Below are 19287 nucleotides of genomic sequence, written 5' to 3'. Positions count from 1 at the left end.
AAAGCTCAAAGGTGCTGGCTGTAATCAGACCATCTTTGATGATGCAGCAATAGAAGCAATACTCAACGCAGCTGATGGAACTCCGCGTCTCATAAACAAGTACTGTAACGCCAGTCTCCTTATAGGTGACAGCGCCAAAGCTGATCTCATTACAACCGACATCGTCATGCAGGCAGTCAATGACTGCGAACTTGGTTAGGATTACATCCCTCACTCATTTAAAGTGCGTGAGGGATGATTTCATTTATATAATCTGAAAATCAGGTGTCAAACAATCTAACTGTACCCTTTGTCTGACACACTATGCAGCCTCATTTAAAGTGAAGATTGAGGACTCATTTAATGTGCCGGACAACACTATAAGCGTATCTATAGATTCACTTATTTCTTGAGGAAGAACACTAATCCCGATAGCTCTTTGATCAATTGATTGTAATGATTCTACGATGTCTGTATTTTCTTTTTGGATCAACTCAGAAAGCTGTGTAAGTTTATCTGAAAAACCAACAGATTTATTTATCAAATCTGATAATGAGTCCCCAATTCTTGTTAATGAATCTATGTTATCCTTCTTCAATCTTTCAAGTGCATCGTTGATTATTGAATTTTCATCTTCTATTATTTTTTTAATATTCTTTATTTCACTACGATCCTCGACAATACTAATGATTTTCTTTTGGTCCTGTTCAATTATGGCTAATGTTTCTCCATGCCCCTTCAGTAGTGATTCTATAGATGAGAGAATCCTAATATTGTTCTCATGTTCTTCCTTCCCTGGCATCTTTTCCAATCGCGACTCTAACTCGTTTCTCTTATTTTCCACATATTTAACAGCATAGCATGCGCCACTGCCCATCATAATCCCACCAATAATATTGCATACTATGCTAAGATATTCGATGTTGCAAAGATTACCTAGAGTACTACCTGAAGCCATAATAATAAGTCCAGCAAAAAATACTATTAACATGAAAAAAGTCCCTCCAATTTACATAGATTTCTTCGAATCCTTGCTTTAATAATTTCTCTCATTTCTTCTCTAAAAAAATGCTGTATTCTTGTTTTGTAGTTTACTATTCTCTCCTGATTGTTTTTAAGAAACTCATCGTAATCAGCTTTTTCCCCTTTGAACTTTAAGGACTTCATGTCTGCTATTATCTGTTTAAAACTCTCTGTGATGCTGAAATATAAACACTCGAAATCTTGCTCAAAATCCCACACACAAACAGGCTCAATTGCATCTTTATAAATAAATTTACAAAAATGTAGTACCTCGTAATTGTTCTTCCAGTAATAATTGTAAGCTTTTTCGTGATAGATCTTCCAAATGCTATTTTTATTTAGTTTCTGATCATAATCACAAAATCTTGCCAAGATATCAAACTCAATAAAAGATGCAATGCTATTTCCGCTTTCACCTGGGAAATCCATCATATATTCATAACTGCTATCAAAGACTTCCAAATTCCACGTAACTGTTTTTACCATAGATGGAAAAGTTCTCTCTAAACCGGAACCATCACTATCGTTTTGCCATAATAAGAAATAAGGCAACTCGTTAAGAGTATATTTGTAGATAGATAAATTAAATTGAGAATATCGTGATATAGCATCTTCAAGCGCCATATCATCAGTTGAAATATCTGTGACCAAACGCGCTCTGGCATTGGAGAATAGAACAATAACAATCTGATTGCTTTTCCCAGCACTAATTATTTCTTTTAATCTTTCAATATCTCCATCCGTAGTATATGGAAATTCATCAAACCAAATAACTTTATCATCATCTTTTATCAAATCTATAATGGATGATAGCTCCGGCGGAAAAAACAATTCAGTATTTAATGGTATTCTTGGCGAATAGAAAAAACCGTCTTTTGTTTTACCGTAATCTGAAGTCATAAAAACTTCTCGTTCTCCTAGGCGTTCAGTAAAAATACTTTCTTGATTATTTGACATGTCTAAATCTACTATACTCCGGAAAAAGTGATATCTAGATTTATCTCCTAACATGACTATTCTCATCATGAAACCGACTCCAGTTTGTTCTTAATTTCCTGACATTTTTCTATCTTAGCAGTTATTTCATCAGCATTTTTATCTTTCAATGAGATAACCTCTTCAAGTTGAGTCTTTTTAGTTTTCATAGCATCCATAGCATCTCTGCTCTGACTTGCGATATACATCGTAATATTTTGGCTAGCCACCATGAAATATTGAGTCATCATGTCACTGGCTATATCCGTAATGCATCCACCATAAAAATCTTTATATTCACGTTTATATTTATTCAATGCAGAAATTCGTGCCCGTTGAACAATGTTCTGTTCCTGTTTTTTTATTTCCTCCTCAATTCTTTGTATTTTTATTTTGTCTTCCTGTTCTCGAAGTTTTAATTCAGATGCTTTATCTTGCAACAACCCGAGTTCTTTTTTTCTATTGATTCTTTCGTCCATTAATTGTTGTTGCTGAGATGAAATCTGCTTTCTCATCTGATTTCTACGTTCTTCCTCCTCGCGATCTACTTCCATTTTGGGCTCTGAGTCAAATTTTTTACCAAGTTTCTCTGTCCAATATGCAACCGATAGAGCATCCAAAACATTTCCAGTTTTTTTACTCTCTTTAAAACTCTCAAATGCTTCTTGTCCTTTATGTGCTGCTTTATCAACTAGTTTTTTAGCTGCAGCCTTCTCCGCTTGAGTTGAATACTTTCTCTTTCCCAATACTTGGTTAAGCGCATATGCAATATCCCTAACCTTATCTATTGCATTTGCATTTTTTCCAACAGCATTTCCAGCTTTTACGATTACTTCACCAGCTTTCCCCATTTTATGAAGAGCTTGTGCTATTTTCGTAGTATTAGCGACTCCTTTAACTCCTTTTACTACAACATCTCCTGGGACTAAAAGCAAAGCTATATCTACGACATTTCCAAATGCTTTAAAAATAGAGGATGGTTGTACATCTTGTTTATCTGCTAATCTTAGTGCCATACCAGAAGGGATTTCCGTTAATTTTTGTTCCAATAGAGCAAGTGCCTCATCATAATCGTTTTCATCAAATCCTGTTCTTGCCACGTTTAACGCATCTTCATTGAGCACCTGTTCTTCTTTTGTTTTTTCTATAGCTTGTTTCAATTCTAATAATCTTGAATTATACATTTCCAAAATTCTAGAATTTTCTTGTTGTACCTCGGCATATGTTGGAACGGGTAAGTTGATTGTTTTATCTGAAATATTACTAATTATATTGTCAGCTTCTTCCTGAATAATCTCTTCAAAATACCCATTCAATAATCTTTGCATTCTTCCAACACTTTCAGAAATATGTGCTTCGTAGATAGCTTTAACTTCTGTAGAAGCAACTGTGCTCGGCTCAATCTGAGAAATAGCATCTGCAAAATCTTCAATCCTAGTTGTAATCAGATTATCCATCTCCTTTTGGGATTGTTTCTTTGCATTACTAACACGTTGCTCAATTTTTTTTTCAATATCATTTAAGATGGATTCAATAACCTTCAAATCTTTTTCACAATTTAAGATTTCTGCATCCATTTTTTCTACATTGCCGCTTTTAACATCTTCCAATCGCTTATTCTCTTCAGCTAGTTTTTGTGTGTATTTTTTTATAAAAACGCTTAAACGACTGTCTATATTCCTCGACATCTCATCCGAAATCGAATCGGCCATATTTCTTATCATTGCTTTTACATCAGAAACATTCTTGCTCCAGCTATTACCAGCTTCGTTAGAAACAGGAATAAAATCTATCTTATCTCCTATAAATTCCTCAATTGTCTTTTTTTCATTTTCTAATGATTCCGCAGGATTTTCTTCAGCCGTTTGAAATTTATCACACTTTGTTCTGACAAAACTGATTTGCACACCACAATCAGAAATCTGCTTTATGAACTGTCTGTCCACGTTAGATGGTGAATTCCCAAGAACATAAATAATTCTTCCAGACTGCTCAATTGCATCAACTGCAAGGTCTTGATGTTTTTGAATCACAGTATTAACGCCTGGAGTATCCACTAAAACCAGACCTGTACTAAGCAGATCATTATTCAAGTAGACTTCAAGGTGATCAATGTCTCCAACCTCTTCAAATTTGGTTGTGTTTTGAAAAATATCTTTTAAAACACTCAAATCATAAATAGCACTAGTGCCATTTTCATACACGATTACGCATTCTTCTTTTGTCCCATATTGAATATAAGTTAGTGCAGCTGTAGTTTCCCTAGTCTGAACTGGAAGAATATCTTTACTTACAATATTGTTGATTAGCGCAGATTTTCCCGCAGAATAATGTCCCCATACCGTAACATAAAATTTTTGATTGTCTAATAGCTCTTTTAAGCGAGTTAACTTAACCGTATCCCCCGTTTCCCCCAGCCATTCTGCTGCTTCAATAACATCTTGTATTCCCATTAGAGCGCCTCCTTAGATTGTCTGTTGTTGAATAGAATCAACCGGAATACTTTCAATTTCCACTTGCATATCAGCTGCTTTTCCGATTAGTTCGTTAATCTCATTAAACTTCTCACTAAGTATTTTTACTCTTTCATTCCTATTTTCTTCCGAATCCTGTAGTTCTTTTTCGAGCATTTCTAAACGCGCCTGCTTATCTGCCAAGCTTTGCTTGAGAGCACCTTCTATAGCATCCATAACAATTTCAACATATGACTGTTCAGAGGCGCGTAATGTCTTTTTTACTTGTAAGTTTAATTCATCTGTTATTTCATCACAGTAATCTGTAAGGTCCCTCTTGATCATTTTTATTTCTTTTTTGTACTTAGCATCAATTTTTTCTGCATTTTCCTTCAATGTTGCTTCTAGACGTTCTCTCATTGCATCAACGTCTGCCAGCTTTCGAATCTGTTGCATTTCAGCTAAAGAAGCATCAATTTCACCCATGCTTTTTAATTCAGCCGCTTTTTTATGTATTTCTCCGCTTAGATGTTCGCTTGTTTCATCTTGTTTCCTTTTTGCTTCGTCGAATGCGGTAGAATCCTCTCTCATTTCGTGGCGAATAACATTCTTTCCTCCAAAAAGAAGATATCCTATTGCACCTAAAATCCCTCCCCGATATTCTTTATCGGGAACATCTACAGGATACCTCTCGATTGGCGGCAACATTTGCGCTTCTACAATGTCCTTTCTCTCCTGAAGACTTCTTATGTCATTCTTTAGTTCATCACGTTTTCTTTCAAGTGATCTTTGATTGTAATAATCCTTCTCAGCTTCATCTGCCTCCATCTGCAATTTATGCAACTGGCATTCCATGTCCTTGATCTTATCGTCCATTTCCTTAAGTCCAACTTCAAACACTCTTTCACTTGTGTCTAAATGATTTGACACTGTTAAGTTGATTTCTTCTTCATTAGCATATAATGAATGTTCAATAAGATTAGCCTGGTTATTATAGTGTATTTTCACAACAGACATAATTCTGTCTCTTAGGTTTTCTTCCTGTGTAAGTGCAATACTACGAACCCTCTGTTTAAAAGTGGTTTCAAAAGATGTAAGATATCCAATTAGTTCATCACGATCCTCAAAAGAATCAATCTCATTTATTCGATTACTCTGAAGTCTTGACATCTGAGCGCTCAACTCTTCTCTTACATCACGCAATGCTTCATTTATATTACTTGCAACTTCTTGCCTGCTACTAGTAATTTGTGCTTGTATACCATTAATTGCATCCTTTATTCCAGCAATTTGATTATCAATTTCAGAGGTATCAGTAGCATTTTCTAATAATTCGATCTCCTCTTGATATTCATCTCTGGTTTCTTTAGTCAATGACAAAACACGCTCGACCGGAGCCAATAATTGATTTTTAGTTTTTTCGCCGCAAGTCAAAAAAGACATAAGCCTATTTTCAAACTCAAGTAGTCTCGAATCCTTCTCTAATTTATTCTTCTCTTCTTGAGTTCGATTAGTCTTATCGTGATATTCCAGTGGTTCCTGATTCCTAGCAACCAAGGCGGGGAATGCCGCAACTGGCCATATTTCAGGGACAGTGCTTTCCTCAGGGAATTTGTCCTTATAGGTTTTCTTTAATGTCTCTATAACTGATTCTGGAGTTTCCCCTTCGTCTGCCTTTATTTCATCAATCTTATTTAAAACAAAAATGATAGTTTTAACCCTACGTTGTAAATCATGAAGGAATTCAAAATCTGTTTTACTTCCGGGATGATCACTATTAAATATAAAAATACTTGCATGTGACTTTAATATCTGAGTCTCCGTTATTTCGCGATGGCCATCAGCAACACCATTAAGTCCTGGGCTATCAACCAGTGTTACCCCATCCTTAAGGAAATCGGAATCTAAATACAGATCCAAATGATCTATCCTCTTTGCTACATCTTCGCCTCTTGTACTGACAAACTTTTCTATAGTATTTATTGTTGCATCCTGTATAGGCTCTTCTTCTCCATTAACGTAAAAAACTCGGCCAGCTTCACCATTTGCGGATTTATCAGAGTGCCTCAGAAAATTTACAGTAGCAGTTGTTTCATTGGTAAATGAAGGTAAAATCCTATTACGCATTAACGCATTCAGTAAAGTAGACTTTCCTGCACTAAATTCTCCAACAACTACAATACTAAATTCCCCGTTTAGCAAATCGTTATACAAGGTTTCAAACACCGCTACAGTATCTGTGTTTTCCTCTTTACTGTAGAATTCTCTTGTAGATGCGAGCAATTCTAATACCTGTGTTTTTCTTTCTGCAAAGGCTTTTCTGCTTTCTTCAGAAGTAACTATAGACATAAAAATCCCTCCAATTTATTAGTACAATTAGCTATCAGTGTTAACAAGTCTGCGGTATCTCCATAAGTTTTCGTACCATTCAGCTGTTCCAATTTCTTATTCAACAATTTAATCCTTGTTTCAAATGAAACCTCGAATAAAGAATGGACCACCTGACTTGCTCTTCTATTATTTTCTTCAAGCGCGCTTAGTGTATTCTCAGAAATCACTTCAAAAATAGACTCATAAAGATACTCATGTATACTCTCTAACATGCTCTTTTTCGCTTCTCGCAAATATTCTAGCTTAACTTTCTCCCTTTGGTTTTTCAGATAATCAATTTTTGTATTCAGTAAACTCTGAGTACTCTTTATGTCTTGTTTTCTTGCAGCCTCGGTCCTTTCAAGGTGCTTAATTTCATCATCATATTGCTTTTTTTGGGTTTCGAGCATTCGACTTTGTGCATTAATCTGATTCTCTTTTTCTTTATACTTTGTCTCAATATCGGATTTCTTTTTTTTCCATCTCTGTTGATTTGAATAATCAGAATATGGAACAGATATTGTCTTCTCTTTTGGACCAAAAATAGCATCCAGAATGCCTAAACCGCCACGATATTCGTAAGATGTTTCACTTCGATATTTGGTTTCTTTTTCAGGCATTGTTCCTAATTTACTAATCTCTGCTCTCTTATGGTTATTCTCTTGAGCTATAAGAGTTTTTTGGTTTTCGATGTCTAAATCAATCTTAGATATCTCTGCTCGTTTTTTTTGAATTTCTTTATCAGCTCTTTCGTCAAGCGCCTTCTTTTCAGATAATTCGCGTTGAAGTTTAGATATTTCATCCTCTTCCTTTGTAAAGCTTTTAACATTTGATTCAATGATGGTAGCTTCAAAGCTTTCATATTTAGCAGAATTATTTTCCGTCCCAGTATACTGTTTTATTCTTAGGACAGCATTTGCAACCATATTTTCAAGCTTAGTATTCATATGTTTTGTTATAGTCTCGTCCAGTGATGTTACACTTTGATATAGATACACAGATAACTGATTCTTTACATAGTTTTCAAACTCACTAACCACATTGATATCTGAAAAAACTTGTTTTACACTTTCTTCAATTCTCTGAACTCCTTCATCTAATTCTTTTTTATTTGCTTTACGGATTTCTGATGTTTCTGCTTCTAAATAATCATTCAGCTTTTTTATATATAATTGCTTGTTATCTTCTAATGCTTCTATTATTCTTTTATAGTTTTCTGAGTTTCGCCCTTCTATTGATGTTTCCCAATTCCTAATCTCCTTGTCATTGTCAAATGTCACTACTTCTTTCAGATTCTCTAAAAGGTTAATTGCCACAGCTACAGCATCTTTTTGCTGAATTTTTTCCTTTTCATTATGATCCATAAGATTATTGATAACGTTAAAGACATCATCAAAACATGATTCATCATAAAGGGCATCTCGCAAATCCTCCGTCAATGACTCCCCATTATAGGTATCAAAATCTAAAGACTTTGCTATAAGTGCTTTTCTTGCAGATACTGGAATGATTTCATAGTGAATATTGGGATTTTTGCTTATTATGGTTTCTTCGATAATCTTCTTTTGCTGCTGAACCTTTTGCTCAGGTGTTTCGCCTTCCAACTCCTTTAATTCATCTATAAAATTCTGTACAAATATAATATTATGCTGATAATTTGTAATGTACTTTAAAAAATCTATATCGGTCTGCCCAAGCCCTCTTATCTGCATCATATAAATGCAAGCATGTGCATTCTTTATCTCCTCGATTGTTTTCTCTCTATGTTTATCTGCTATACCATTTAATCCAGGCGTATCAACAAAACAAACCTTTGCATCAGAATCAAGGATTTTGCAATTAATTACGACTTTTTCTATTTCATTGGCTACTTCATGTTTCGAACTACCTGTAGCAGTATAATCCGTAATGTTATCAGCGGAGATTTCCTTTTCCACTTTTCCATTTAGATAATAAACATCTAGATAGGTTTCACTTCTTTCTATCTTTTTATTATGGATCTCTGTTATAGTTGCTGTAGTCTCCTTCACCCCATGTTTCAACAGATCCTTGCCTATTAATGCATTCAGAAATGTTGATTTGCCTGAGCTAAATTCTCCAACTACTGCCAGTCTAAAAGACTCATCCTGTAGTCTATCAATTATTCTCTGAAAATCATTCTCGAATAAGTCAATGTTTTTTACATATTCGCTATTTCTTACTTCTTGTAGCGCATTAACTATAGAAGTAATACTCTTTTCTGATACTGCCTTTTTGGCCAGTTTTTTCTTCTTAGCCATACAAAAACATCCCTTCCCAAAAACGTGTATGCACATTGTCCTAGGCGATACAAATTGATGACCCATTTAATAGACCTTGAATTGTTTATACATATTTAGAAAGCATTTCAGTTAGAATCTGTTTTAATTCCTCTCGCATTTCTTTAGGACGAACAATTTCAATAGATGCACCTTGACTTAGCAACCACATAATTATGCCTTTGCCATATACCTCTGCCTCTATCAGTGTTGAATCTTTGTTTTCAGAAATAACTCTAGCTGTAGGCAATCTATCCAATATTGCTTCAACACTTCTTCCCGTGTATTTAAACTGAAGGTTCATAAGCTTTCCTGGGAACATGAATTGAACACGTTTTCTAAACTCTCCTTCTTCAAATCGATTTGCATATATAACCGAATATTTTTGTCCAATTTCTTTATAACTCATAATTCTATCGATGCGGAAAATTGCTGGATAATCGTATTTTTTCTTGAACTCCCCTTTTTCATCTTTCTCCACAATAAAAGCATTCAGGTAAAAATAATACTCCGAAAAAATAATGGCTAAAGGTTGAATAATCCTTGCTACTATTTCTTTAGAAGCAATTTGCTTTGCATATGTTATTTCAAGCAAATTGGTCTGCTTGATTTCCTCGCCTAACGTCCATAACTTATCTTTGACAGTAGATTTATGATGTAACTCCACATAGTGATACTTTTCATTAGAAACAAGATCAGACACAAGCTTTAGGTTTTTCTGAGGTACGCAACCAGAAATAAGCTTATCCAAGATGACGCCGATTTCCTTCTTTGTAAAAGCCCTGCTCTCTAGAAGAATTTTGCTTACTGCAAGTATTTCGTCGTTCGTCATAAGAGCGCCATCAGAGCCAGTCATGACAAACCCTTCTTTGGATCGATCATAAATAATTTCCCGCATGCCCTTAGATTCACCCGCATGATCAGCAAGGTATTCACGAATGCCATTTAAGTCTCGCTGAATAGATCGTTCATCGACACCAAATTTGAGCGCTTCTTCATGTTTATTCAGAACTTTGCCCTCACATAATCGGACGTATATGTCTAGAGTTCGCAAATTCTTAGCTTCTTTATCCATTTTGCCCTCCACTTTTTAGTAAACAAAAAGCACCGCCATTCCTGACGGTGCAAAATTCTTTAACAACTGGCTACCATGTTAAAGGCCATAATAGTTTTGCGTCACAGTCTTTCGGCTGTTTTGCCAAGAATTCCTATAGAATAATATTAATGAGATGGACAAAATGTGTCAATGTCAGCTAGTCTGCAAAGCCGCATCTTTACAGTAAAAACACTCTTTTTTAATAATGTGTTTATAATTTGATTTGCTAGACATATAGAACCATATCAAACGCATTAACGCACATTACTCGTCGGTAGAATTATCATTCTCATTTTCCTTTTCAATCTGCCTTATTGTTTTCTTGACTGTAGTACTGTTAGCCTTAAAGTTATATACAGGCTTTATGACCTTAACTATATCAGCAGTAGGTTCAACGTTATCTACGATATCGCCCATGCCCTTATATGCAAATGGGCTCTCATCCAGCGTTGAATGATTAACACAGGTAGTGTAGATTCCTGCATCACTCATTGCCTTCTCAAACTCCTCTACTGTGAATCTGTTGAAAGCCTCTGTCCTTGAGAATCTTCTTCCAGCACCGTGGGGAGCGGACTGGTTCCAATCATCATTGCCCTTGCCTATGCAGATCAGAGATCCATCCCTCATGTTGATTGGAATAATGAGCCTTTCATCCTTCTTCGCTGATACAGCACCCTTTCTTACAATGTTACTGTCATGATCAATATAGTTATGAACAGTTGTAAACTCGCCAAGAGGCTTAAATCCATAGTTATCAATGATCATTCTGGCAATCATATTCCTATTCTCATCAGCAAATTCCTGGCAAATCTTCATATCATATAAATAATCCTGGCTGTACTTGCCATGTAGGAAACAAAGATCCAGCGGAAGATCCGGAGCAGTCTGTCTGAAGTTACGATGAAGCTCCTTAATGACTTCCTGAATCTCCGATCTTTTTCCAGCCGCCTTATATTCCCTCTTGATCCTGTCCTCTTCATCCCAAAGTGCTTCCTTGCCTGTATGGAGGCCCACGGCCATCTTCTGATAAATCTCGCAGACTCTTGTTCCCAGCATTCTGCTTCCGGTATGGATTACAAGGTAATAGTTGCCATCATCATCCCTGTCGATCTCGATGAAATGATTTCCTCCGCCAAGTGAGCCAATAGCTCTTTCCATCTTCTTAGTGTCCTGAAGCTCACGATAGCACTTCATCTCCTGAAGCTTTGGGAATCTCATAAGACGGCCTTCATTAACTTCTCTGCCAGAAGGGACATATTGCCTTATTACCTTATCAAGCCTATCAAAATCTATGGCTTCCTTGCCAAGTTCTACCGTCAACATTCCGCAGCCAATATCAACTCCTACCACATTGGGAATGATCTTGTCACCCAAATCTGCTGTGAAACCAATAACACAGCTCTTTCCTGCGTGACAGTCAGGCATGATCCTTACCTTTGAATCACGAAATGGCTCTTGATCCAGTAAGTCTCTTATCTGCTCAGCACAAACATCTTCGCAGTTATCTGTGAATACCTTTGCGGTATTATACTTTCCTGTTATCTCCTTCATCCTTATCACCGTTTACCCATAATATAATGCTTTCAAGTTCATCAAAGTCGTACGCTGTCTGATTGGAGTTTTCCTCGGCCTCTTCACTCTGGTCTTCAGTATCCTCTTCTTCGTACAACTTTTTCAGTTCATCATCTGCAGTAGAATATCCCATCACTACTGCTATCATGGAATCTGCATATTTTGCTATGATATTTGGCACGCTAAATACAGCCATATCAAGCATCTCATCTGTAAGAACTGCATCTCCTTCCAATGCCAGACTCCTTATGTAGCGAACTTCATCTTTGCATAACTGCCACATACCACGGAACATATTGCAGTTAATACCAAACAAAAGAGATTCCAATTCTTTCTTGGTTTCTGGCTTAGCCTTTACGTTGGGATATCCCACAATCTGGCAATCATCTCCGTCTGAATCAACAAGGATTAGGCAATCCGCCTTCTGAACGATCTCGTTATCTATACAGAAACCATAGTCAAAACGCATTAGTTCTTCATTGTAGTCATATTTCAATTCTTCCTTGTCAAAGTATTCAGTTATCCTATTTATAACATCACTTGCGTTCATTCCAGATTCCTTCCTAATCCCAATTCCTTCAAGTACTCTAAAGGATCGAATTTACTATACTCAAACTCAACCGGTGACTCGTGAAAATCAGGTTTTTTCTTTTTGACAACCACTTTATTGTAGAACTCAAAGTCTCTTGGCTTTAGCTCATGCTGATTTGCTATATTTTCAATCACACCCATTCTCATATGATCCGGAATCTTATATATGACTTCTGCTAGAGCACCTGCCATGCATGCTATCGTGTCACTATCTCCGCCTAAAGAAATGGCATTGAGAATGACTTCCTCATATGACTCGCCTTCCAGGAAGGCAATAATTGCTTCTGGAACAGATTTTTGACACGAAACCTCAAATCTATAGTTCTTCTTGATGTCATTCAGCTTTCTGTCCAGGTCATAGTCAAATGTTTCTGAGGTATATGCCTTCACTTCCTCCTTGGTTTTACCACTCCTAAGAAGACATATTCCTGCAGCTATTGCCTGAGCACCTTTTATTCCCTCTGAGTGATTATGAGTAGGCTCAGCTGTTATCCTTGCTATATTAAGGGTATCTTCCAAGGAATCAAACATCCACCCAACCGCTGATACCCTCATACCAGAACCATTTCCATAGCTTCCGTAAGGCTTTCTGTTCGGGTCAGCCAACCAATTCCTAAAGCGAACACCGTAACCCTTCCGGAAATATGCATTACCATATGCAGCCATTATTTCTTCACATTTGTCGTAAAAGTGCTGCTCGTAGCCTTCAGTTTTATTAACCAGCTCGTCGTAGCATATGAGAAGTGCCTTAGATATAGCTATTGTCATTATGCTGTCATCTGTTGGGGTGCTGAATCTGGTCAGTTTGATCTTACTTTTGTCTTTTTCATTATCAAATTCATAGATACTTCCATATACATCACCGATAATAGCTCCTAACATTCTTCTCTCCTCTTCATGCACGTTGTCAGTTCTTTATATTTTTATTATACAAAACATCGCGGACACAATATGTCCACCATTAAATCTGCAACATGCTGAACGTCAGTATCTACCTGGCATTACAGTTCTTGCACTGTCTTACATATAGAAGATTTCTCCCTTAGCCTTGAATGGAAGCCTGCACCCAATAGGCATGATATATGCATGTTCCCTCTTGATATCAAGATGCTGGTCAATCTCTCCATCTGTAATAACGAGAATTGGACCATCCTTTGGAAAATCCTTTGCGTTTTGAAGCATATCGACTGCTGACTGAAGTCTAGTGCCACCTCTTCCAACAACCTTTACTCTGCCTGCAATATCCTCAGGAGTCATATATCCTGCATCATAGGCATTCGCATCGCAGAATATTACTCTTGCCGCAGGTACATCTCTTGCTGCAGAATAGCTTGCCGCCGCACCAAGTGCTTTACCGATATCTGAAGGTGCCATAGAACCTGAAGTATCTATGATGACTCCAAAAGTTCTTGAGGCTTCCTTACTCTCTGTGACAACGTATCTTGCTCTTGGAATATCAGGTGTGCAGCTCTGTCTTCTGCTTGGATGCGCATAACTTCTGTGCTTCTCAAGTGGTCTGATATGTGCATTGAACCATTCTGAAAGCTTTACATCCCAGGGCATCGGCGGTACAGCAAGGGCTCTGATTTCCTCAACAAGTCCTGCCGGAATGAAACCTCTGCCACGTCTGCCTGTCTCATATTCAAATCCCTGAGTAAGAGCATTTCTGTAAAACTCATCAAGGGATACTCCTCTTCCTGAACCATCAAACATACTTGGAGCTCTTCTGCCCATGATGTCACCCTGACCATTGCCTCTGAAGGTGTTTATCTTCGTGTAAGTCCTCATATCCAGGCAGATCATATCGTAGATCTCTTCAGCAGACTTATTCTTAAGTGCAGGATCATACAGTACACCCTCAGGCATAACGCCTATCTGCATCTCAAAAAGCCAACCATTTATCACATAGTCTGTTGCAATATTCCAAAGGTATGGATCCCTGCCTGCAGACCTTCTGTGATGAAGGAGTGCTGCATGAAGAAACTCATGTGCCATGACAAAACGCCACTCTTCCTCTGACATATTCTTGGAAGAGTTGATATAGATGATTCCTTCATAGGCATCCACAGCAGCTATGCTGATGTCGTACTTTCTGCACTCTTCAATGCCATCAACAACCTTGAATGATGCTGCAATAGCTCCAAGAAGCGGGAATGCATTTATAAACCAGCTGGCTATGCTTCTTCCAAATGAGTTCTCTTCCTCATGGTCAGAAACATAATCGATTACGTTTGATACAGATCTCGCCAGATAATATGCAAAATCGCTGGCAAACTCATTCTTTTCCTGTTTGCCCCATCTATCGATACCATACTCAATTGGCTTATCGAGGCCAATCATATCCATAGAATCCATATCCCCAACTCCGTAGGCATTATTATTTTCATCCCAGTGTTCCCTTACAAGATAGTCGTATATCTTGTATTCATCCTCCATGATGCTGAAAGGGATAGTGCCTACCGGGGATTGATTAAGCGGTTCTCCGAACTTAATGTCATGAAGGAATCTGTCTACGTAGATATCGCAGGCAATATTCCAAAGCTTAGGATTAAAACTGGCTTTCTTAATCTTCTTTCCTGAGGCATCCTCCACCATATATCCCGGTACCTTATCAAGGTCATAGTGTCCAAAGCAGTTGTGAAGAATGCAGTGAGCTATAGCAAAAGCCCACTGCTTTGGTGCAAGGCTTATCTGCTTGTTTACAAGGATTGTTCCATCTGCTTTTGAACATGCAGGTGTCTTTTTCCCTATCTCACCCTTTCCTGCCGTTTCAAGGTAATATGCTGCAAAATGGCTGAAAACTTCATTTTCATATACAAGGTCTATTCCCTTTCTAAGCTGAACAAGGTTTGGATCTTCTCTTTCATTATGCTGTTTTCCCATCCTTTTTCTTCTCCTATGCTACGAGTCTGGGAAGATCTCTTACTATCTCGATCATGAACCATTCAGGAAGTACCTTTCTGTCATCAGCAGATACAACCATCTGAGCAAGCTCGTAATTGAGCTGTGCAAGTTCTTTTAAAAGAGATTTTGCTCTGTGCGCAAAGTACTGGTTCTTCTTATCAATCTCAGCCTTCTTCTCAGGAAGATCATGAAGAAGTCTTGCTCTGAAAGACTGTGCAAGGAAGTATAGTACATCTCTGTCCTCAGGCTTTTCAGGCCATCTTGCGTCTCCCTTGATGATGTCTTCAAGAAGGTACTTATTATCAAGCTGCTTTATGAATGCAACAAACATACCAGCATGACTGGCTGTTATGCTGCCATAAGCAAGCATTCTGATTGTCTCAATCGGGATTTCTTTTTCCCCATCTCCAAATTCCTTAAGTGCATCGCTCAGCATATGCCATGATCTGGGTGTAGAGAAAGGCTCTTCTGTCTTGGGCGGCTCTGAGAAAAGGTGATCCGGTCTCTGGCTGATGTAATCAGTTACCCAGCTGTGGATACCATTTCCGTATGCCCATGAAAGCCAGCTCTTTACATCAGGCTTGAGCTGAACATGAAACATTCTGTTTATCAGTGCGCTGGACATTGTCTTAACAATAGCAGCGTCCTGGGTTCTGTTACCTGCTCCGATGACAATGCTGCCCTCGGGAAGGTGGTATTCTCCGATTCTTCTCTCATAGATAAGGCTGTAAAATGCCTTCTGTACTTCCTGTGAGCATGCATTAAGCTCATCAAGGAAAAGAACATAGGGCTCTTTTCTCGCAATCATCTTGGGAGGAAGGAATTCAGATGTCTCTCCTCTTATCTGCGGGATACCGATGATATCCTCAGGAGCAAGCTGGCTTCCAAGAAGTGATACACACTCGAGTCCAACTTCCATGGCAAACTCTTCTACGAGAGCTGATTTTCCAATACCAGGTGCACCCCAGATGAATACTGGACGTGCAGGTGCTATGTTAAGAAGAATATCCAGTAATTCTTCCTGATTTACTGTTACCGGTAAATTCATAAATCTTCGTTCTCCTCTTTTTCCTTTACATAGGTAAGCTTAAATTTTTCACCCTCATATATCCGCACCGGATTTCCACGCACGATCTGTGCATGTTTGCTCCATGCGTCGTTTCTCTGTTTATCCTTGTTTGTTACATTCATCTCTTTAAGAACTGCCGAAAGCTTCTTTAAAGCATCCTGTTTGTTTGCGTACTGTGAACGCTCCCTGGTTGATGATACGGTTATCCCTGTGGGCAGATGTGTTACCCTGACTCCGGTCTCAACCTTGTTGACATTCTGCCCGCCGGGGCCACCGCTGTGAAACTTTTCTATCTTCACTTTGTCTGCGGTCAGTTCTGAATCGACCTCTTCTGCATCGGGGATTATGCTCACATCAACAAACCAGTTCTTTCGCTTATGTCCCGGTCTGTGTTTACTTTTACAGACCCACTGCATTGTACCTTCAAGCTCTGACAGATCCTGCTTAGATGAAAAGATGATGGATGAAAACGCGCCTTGTACTTCTCCTTTCATGGCCGTGATCATCTCTAAATCCATAAATTCAGTTTCTAATGCTTTGTATATTCCGCCCACGGCAACCCTGCATTCAACAGGTCCCATCCCTGAGCTTATCTGTAGTATCATTATTCTTTTTCCTCTTCTTATTTCTTAGTGTCTCGTTAATGTTTTTAATTTCTCTTTTTTTCTTTGTAGTATCATGCTCGTTTACTTCAAGCTTTTTCTTTTTAGGAAAAGGCACGAAGGGTGCTGGCTTATTGGCTTTTTCATATTCTTCCTTTTGTCTGTGAAGTGATGGATCATAAAACATGTAGCCATAGCAGAATGCCTCGTTATAACTCATTCCCTTTCTGATATTGATTTCATAAGTGAGAAAGATGTCATACGGCGGATATTCACCGCACTTTATGAATTCAAGTTCGAGATTTCTGTCTGCCATTTTCCGAAGATTCCTGTATCCATCAAGATACGCATATCTATCCATGGCAACGAACCATGTCTCAAACTGATCTTTCTCGTATCCTATGCACTTTCTTTTACGGCTGTCTGCAACTTTGTAATAGTTCTCTGCATAATCCTCTGCAATGAAATCCATACGCTTTCTGTCATACACGAACTCATATGATTCCGGTTTCATTTTGCGGATCATGTTTCTGTATTCCTTCCAGTCCGCGGTATGGAGTCCGGACTTATTTGTAGTAAATACGACATCATGTCTGTAATCCCAGAAGTCTTTCTTGAGCTCCTTATTTCCTCTTATGGGGAAATATATAAGCTTTTCCTCATCAAAGGTAAGGACTACGCAGCTGTACATGAGTGCATATAATGCTTTTCTGTCGCCAATAAGCTCATTTCCCCAGTCGAGACCTATTGTATTCCACTGCAGCACATCTATATCTCTTGGTATAAGGATTGTGTGCTCAGCTCTTCCAAGACGGCAATGATACTTATCAAACTTAAATATCAAGCATTGCCTCCTTTGTAGTTATAAACAGGCTTAAGGATCTTTGTAATCTCTACTGTATCCTCAACAGCCTTTTTGATGTAATCAATGTCCCTGTAAGCAAAGGGTGCTTCATCAAGTGTGTCCTTGCTGATGCAGCTTGAGTAGATTCCCTTCATGGATGCTTTAAATTCAGAAACTGTATGCGAATTTATAGCCTGCTCCCTTGAAGTAAGTCTTCCTGCGCCGTGGGGTGCAGAAAAGTTCCACTCTTCATTTCCCTTTCCTTTTCCAAGGATTACGCCATCTCTCATATTGATCGGTATGATCACCTCCTCGTTTTCCTTTGCTGAGATAGCGCCTTTTCTTAAAATTGTTCCGTTTTCTGTTTCTTCGATGTAGTTGTGGATGCAGCTATGCTGCTCCTTGATCTTCCACTTCATGCCCTTGCAGATTTCCTTTATCATGATCTGGCGGTTCAGGGCTGCATATTCCTGAACAAGCTTAAGATCGTGAAGATAGTCTGCCAAAAGCTCATCTGTAAGGAAGGTCATTTCATAAGGAACTTCTATTCCCTGTTTCTTAAGATATTTGTGGCCGCTTTCCATGTAGTATTCAGCCACTTCCTTGCCAAGATGACGGCTTCCGCTGTGAATGATAAGATATCCTTCTCCATCAGCGTCTGTATCGATCTCGATAAAGTGATTTCCACCACCCAAAGTTCCAAGGCTAAGCATTGCTTTATCCTGTCTGATATGCTTTGCACATCTAAGCCAACCTGGATCAAATTCGAATGCATCCCTGTGTACTGTGCTTCTGCTCTTAAAGGAGGCAGGGATGTTATCCCTGATCACGGTATCAAGCTTCTGGAAATCCTTTCTTACCTTTCCGACTGCAGCCATGCTCATTCCGCATCCGATATCAATGCCGATGAGTGCGGGAAGTACTGCATCTTTAACTGTCATGGTAAGACCGATGGGACCAACCTTTCCCGGATGGACATCCGGCATTACGCGAATATTGCTGCCTTTTGCAGCCTCAGTATCAGCTATCATCTGTACCTGAGCTATGGCATACTGATCGACATTACCATCGTCAATACCACCCATGCACATGATCCTGGCATCTGAGTATTTTCCTGTTATTTGTATCAAAACAAAACCTCCGTTTCGGTGCCTTAGCAAAAATGCGCACAAAAACCTGCTAACAAATGTCAATAGCAAAACGGCTTATTTTTAAGTGTTTTCAATTTCACCATTTTTAAGCATCACAAAAAGGCTGGATGAATAATTCCAGCCTTTTTATAGCTGTTGCTACTTATTTGTAGACTGCGGTTACTCTTGCATAATATATACGTAGAAATTTATTTAATCCCGCTATTTTAGCGTGTTTTTTGCACTTTCCCTCGATTTCTTTCTTGATTATATAATTATATACAGCATCATCTTTGGGCGCAGGATGACTCTTAAGTACCCTCATTACTTCATATCCTACTTTTCGTAAAGTTGATGATCCTCTCTTTGTCATCCTTCGATT

14 protein-coding genes, 2 pseudogenes and 1 riboswitch are annotated in these 19287 nt (G+C 38.3%); of the genes and pseudogenes, 1 reads left to right on the top strand and 15 read right to left on the bottom strand.

Annotation, left to right across the window (positions count from 1 at the left end; genetic code table 11):
• Positions 1-199, top strand: a pseudogene (locus tag G622_RS26245) (ExeA family protein); the annotation flags it as partial.
• A gap of 102 nt (positions 200-301) precedes the next feature.
• Here the strand turns inward: G622_RS26245 and G622_RS0118585 are convergent.
• The 15 genes and pseudogenes from G622_RS0118585 to G622_RS26355 form a co-directional block, all read right to left on the bottom strand.
• Entirely contained in the window at positions 302-970 is a 669-nt protein-coding gene (locus G622_RS0118585; RefSeq protein WP_026511925.1) for a hypothetical protein, read from the bottom strand.
• Positions 964-2028 carry a hypothetical protein gene (locus G622_RS0118580; protein ID WP_026511924.1) on the bottom strand — a complete coding sequence of 355 codons (1065 nt, stop codon included), beginning with the start codon at positions 2026-2028 and terminating at the stop codon, positions 964-966. The genes G622_RS0118585 and G622_RS0118580 overlap by 7 nt, the downstream gene beginning before the upstream one ends.
• Positions 2025-4430, bottom strand: a complete 2406-nt coding sequence (locus G622_RS0118575; protein WP_026511923.1) for a dynamin family protein — start codon at positions 4428-4430, stop codon at positions 2025-2027. The genes G622_RS0118580 and G622_RS0118575 overlap by 4 nt, the downstream gene beginning before the upstream one ends.
• Before the next feature lie 12 nt (positions 4431-4442).
• Positions 4443-6779 carry a dynamin family protein gene (locus G622_RS0118570; RefSeq protein ID WP_026511922.1) on the bottom strand — a complete coding sequence of 779 codons (2337 nt, stop codon included), beginning with the start codon at positions 6777-6779 and terminating at the stop codon, positions 4443-4445.
• Complete coding sequence (locus G622_RS0118565) at positions 6770-9079, bottom strand: dynamin family protein (protein WP_026511921.1); 2310 nt, start codon at positions 9077-9079, stop codon at positions 6770-6772. Before G622_RS0118565 ends, G622_RS0118570 begins: the two co-directional genes overlap by 10 nt.
• A gap of 85 nt (positions 9080-9164) precedes the next feature.
• Entirely contained in the window at positions 9165-10172 is a 1008-nt protein-coding gene (locus G622_RS23690; protein ID WP_044958088.1) for a helix-turn-helix transcriptional regulator, read from the bottom strand.
• 58 nt (positions 10173-10230) lie between these two features.
• Positions 10231-10307: riboswitch (cyclic di-GMP riboswitch) on the bottom strand.
• Positions 10308-10457: 150 nt separating this feature from the next.
• The gene (locus tag G622_RS23685; protein WP_081675403.1) at positions 10458-11744 is read right to left on the bottom strand and encodes an RtcB family protein; all 1287 of its coding nucleotides are present in this window, start codon (positions 11742-11744) and stop codon (positions 10458-10460) included.
• Positions 11719-12315, bottom strand: a complete 597-nt coding sequence (locus G622_RS0118550; RefSeq protein ID WP_026511920.1) for a hypothetical protein — start codon at positions 12313-12315, stop codon at positions 11719-11721. The genes G622_RS23685 and G622_RS0118550 overlap by 26 nt, the downstream gene beginning before the upstream one ends.
• A complete protein-coding gene (locus G622_RS23680; RefSeq protein ID WP_081675402.1) occupies positions 12312-13238 on the bottom strand; it encodes an ADP-ribosylglycohydrolase family protein in 927 nt (308 codons plus the stop codon). The genes G622_RS0118550 and G622_RS23680 overlap by 4 nt, the downstream gene beginning before the upstream one ends.
• A 138-nt stretch (positions 13239-13376) precedes the next feature.
• The gene (locus G622_RS0118540) at positions 13377-15239 is read right to left on the bottom strand and encodes a vWA domain-containing protein (RefSeq protein ID WP_026511919.1); all 1863 of its coding nucleotides are present in this window, start codon (positions 15237-15239) and stop codon (positions 13377-13379) included.
• 13 nt (positions 15240-15252) lie between these two features.
• Positions 15253-16308, bottom strand: coding sequence for an AAA family ATPase (locus G622_RS0118535; RefSeq protein ID WP_026511918.1), 1056 nt, complete (start codon positions 16306-16308; stop codon positions 15253-15255).
• Positions 16305-16934, bottom strand: a complete 630-nt coding sequence (prfH, locus tag G622_RS23675) for a peptide chain release factor H (protein ID WP_044958086.1) — start codon at positions 16932-16934, stop codon at positions 16305-16307. The genes G622_RS0118535 and prfH overlap by 4 nt, the downstream gene beginning before the upstream one ends.
• Positions 16897-17775 carry a hypothetical protein gene (locus G622_RS0118525; protein WP_026511917.1) on the bottom strand — a complete coding sequence of 293 codons (879 nt, stop codon included), beginning with the start codon at positions 17773-17775 and terminating at the stop codon, positions 16897-16899. The genes prfH and G622_RS0118525 overlap by 38 nt, the downstream gene beginning before the upstream one ends.
• The gene (locus G622_RS0118520) at positions 17772-18866 is read right to left on the bottom strand and encodes an RNA-splicing ligase RtcB (protein ID WP_049945959.1); all 1095 of its coding nucleotides are present in this window, start codon (positions 18864-18866) and stop codon (positions 17772-17774) included. The genes G622_RS0118525 and G622_RS0118520 overlap by 4 nt, the downstream gene beginning before the upstream one ends.
• A 202-nt stretch (positions 18867-19068) precedes the next feature.
• A pseudogene (locus tag G622_RS26355) lies at positions 19069-19287 on the bottom strand (IS110 family transposase); the annotation flags it as partial.

The organism is Butyrivibrio sp. LC3010 (assembly GCF_000424385.1).
Classification (GTDB): domain Bacteria; phylum Bacillota; class Clostridia; order Lachnospirales; family Lachnospiraceae; genus Butyrivibrio.
This window is presented reverse-complemented; position numbering and strand designations above follow the sequence as displayed.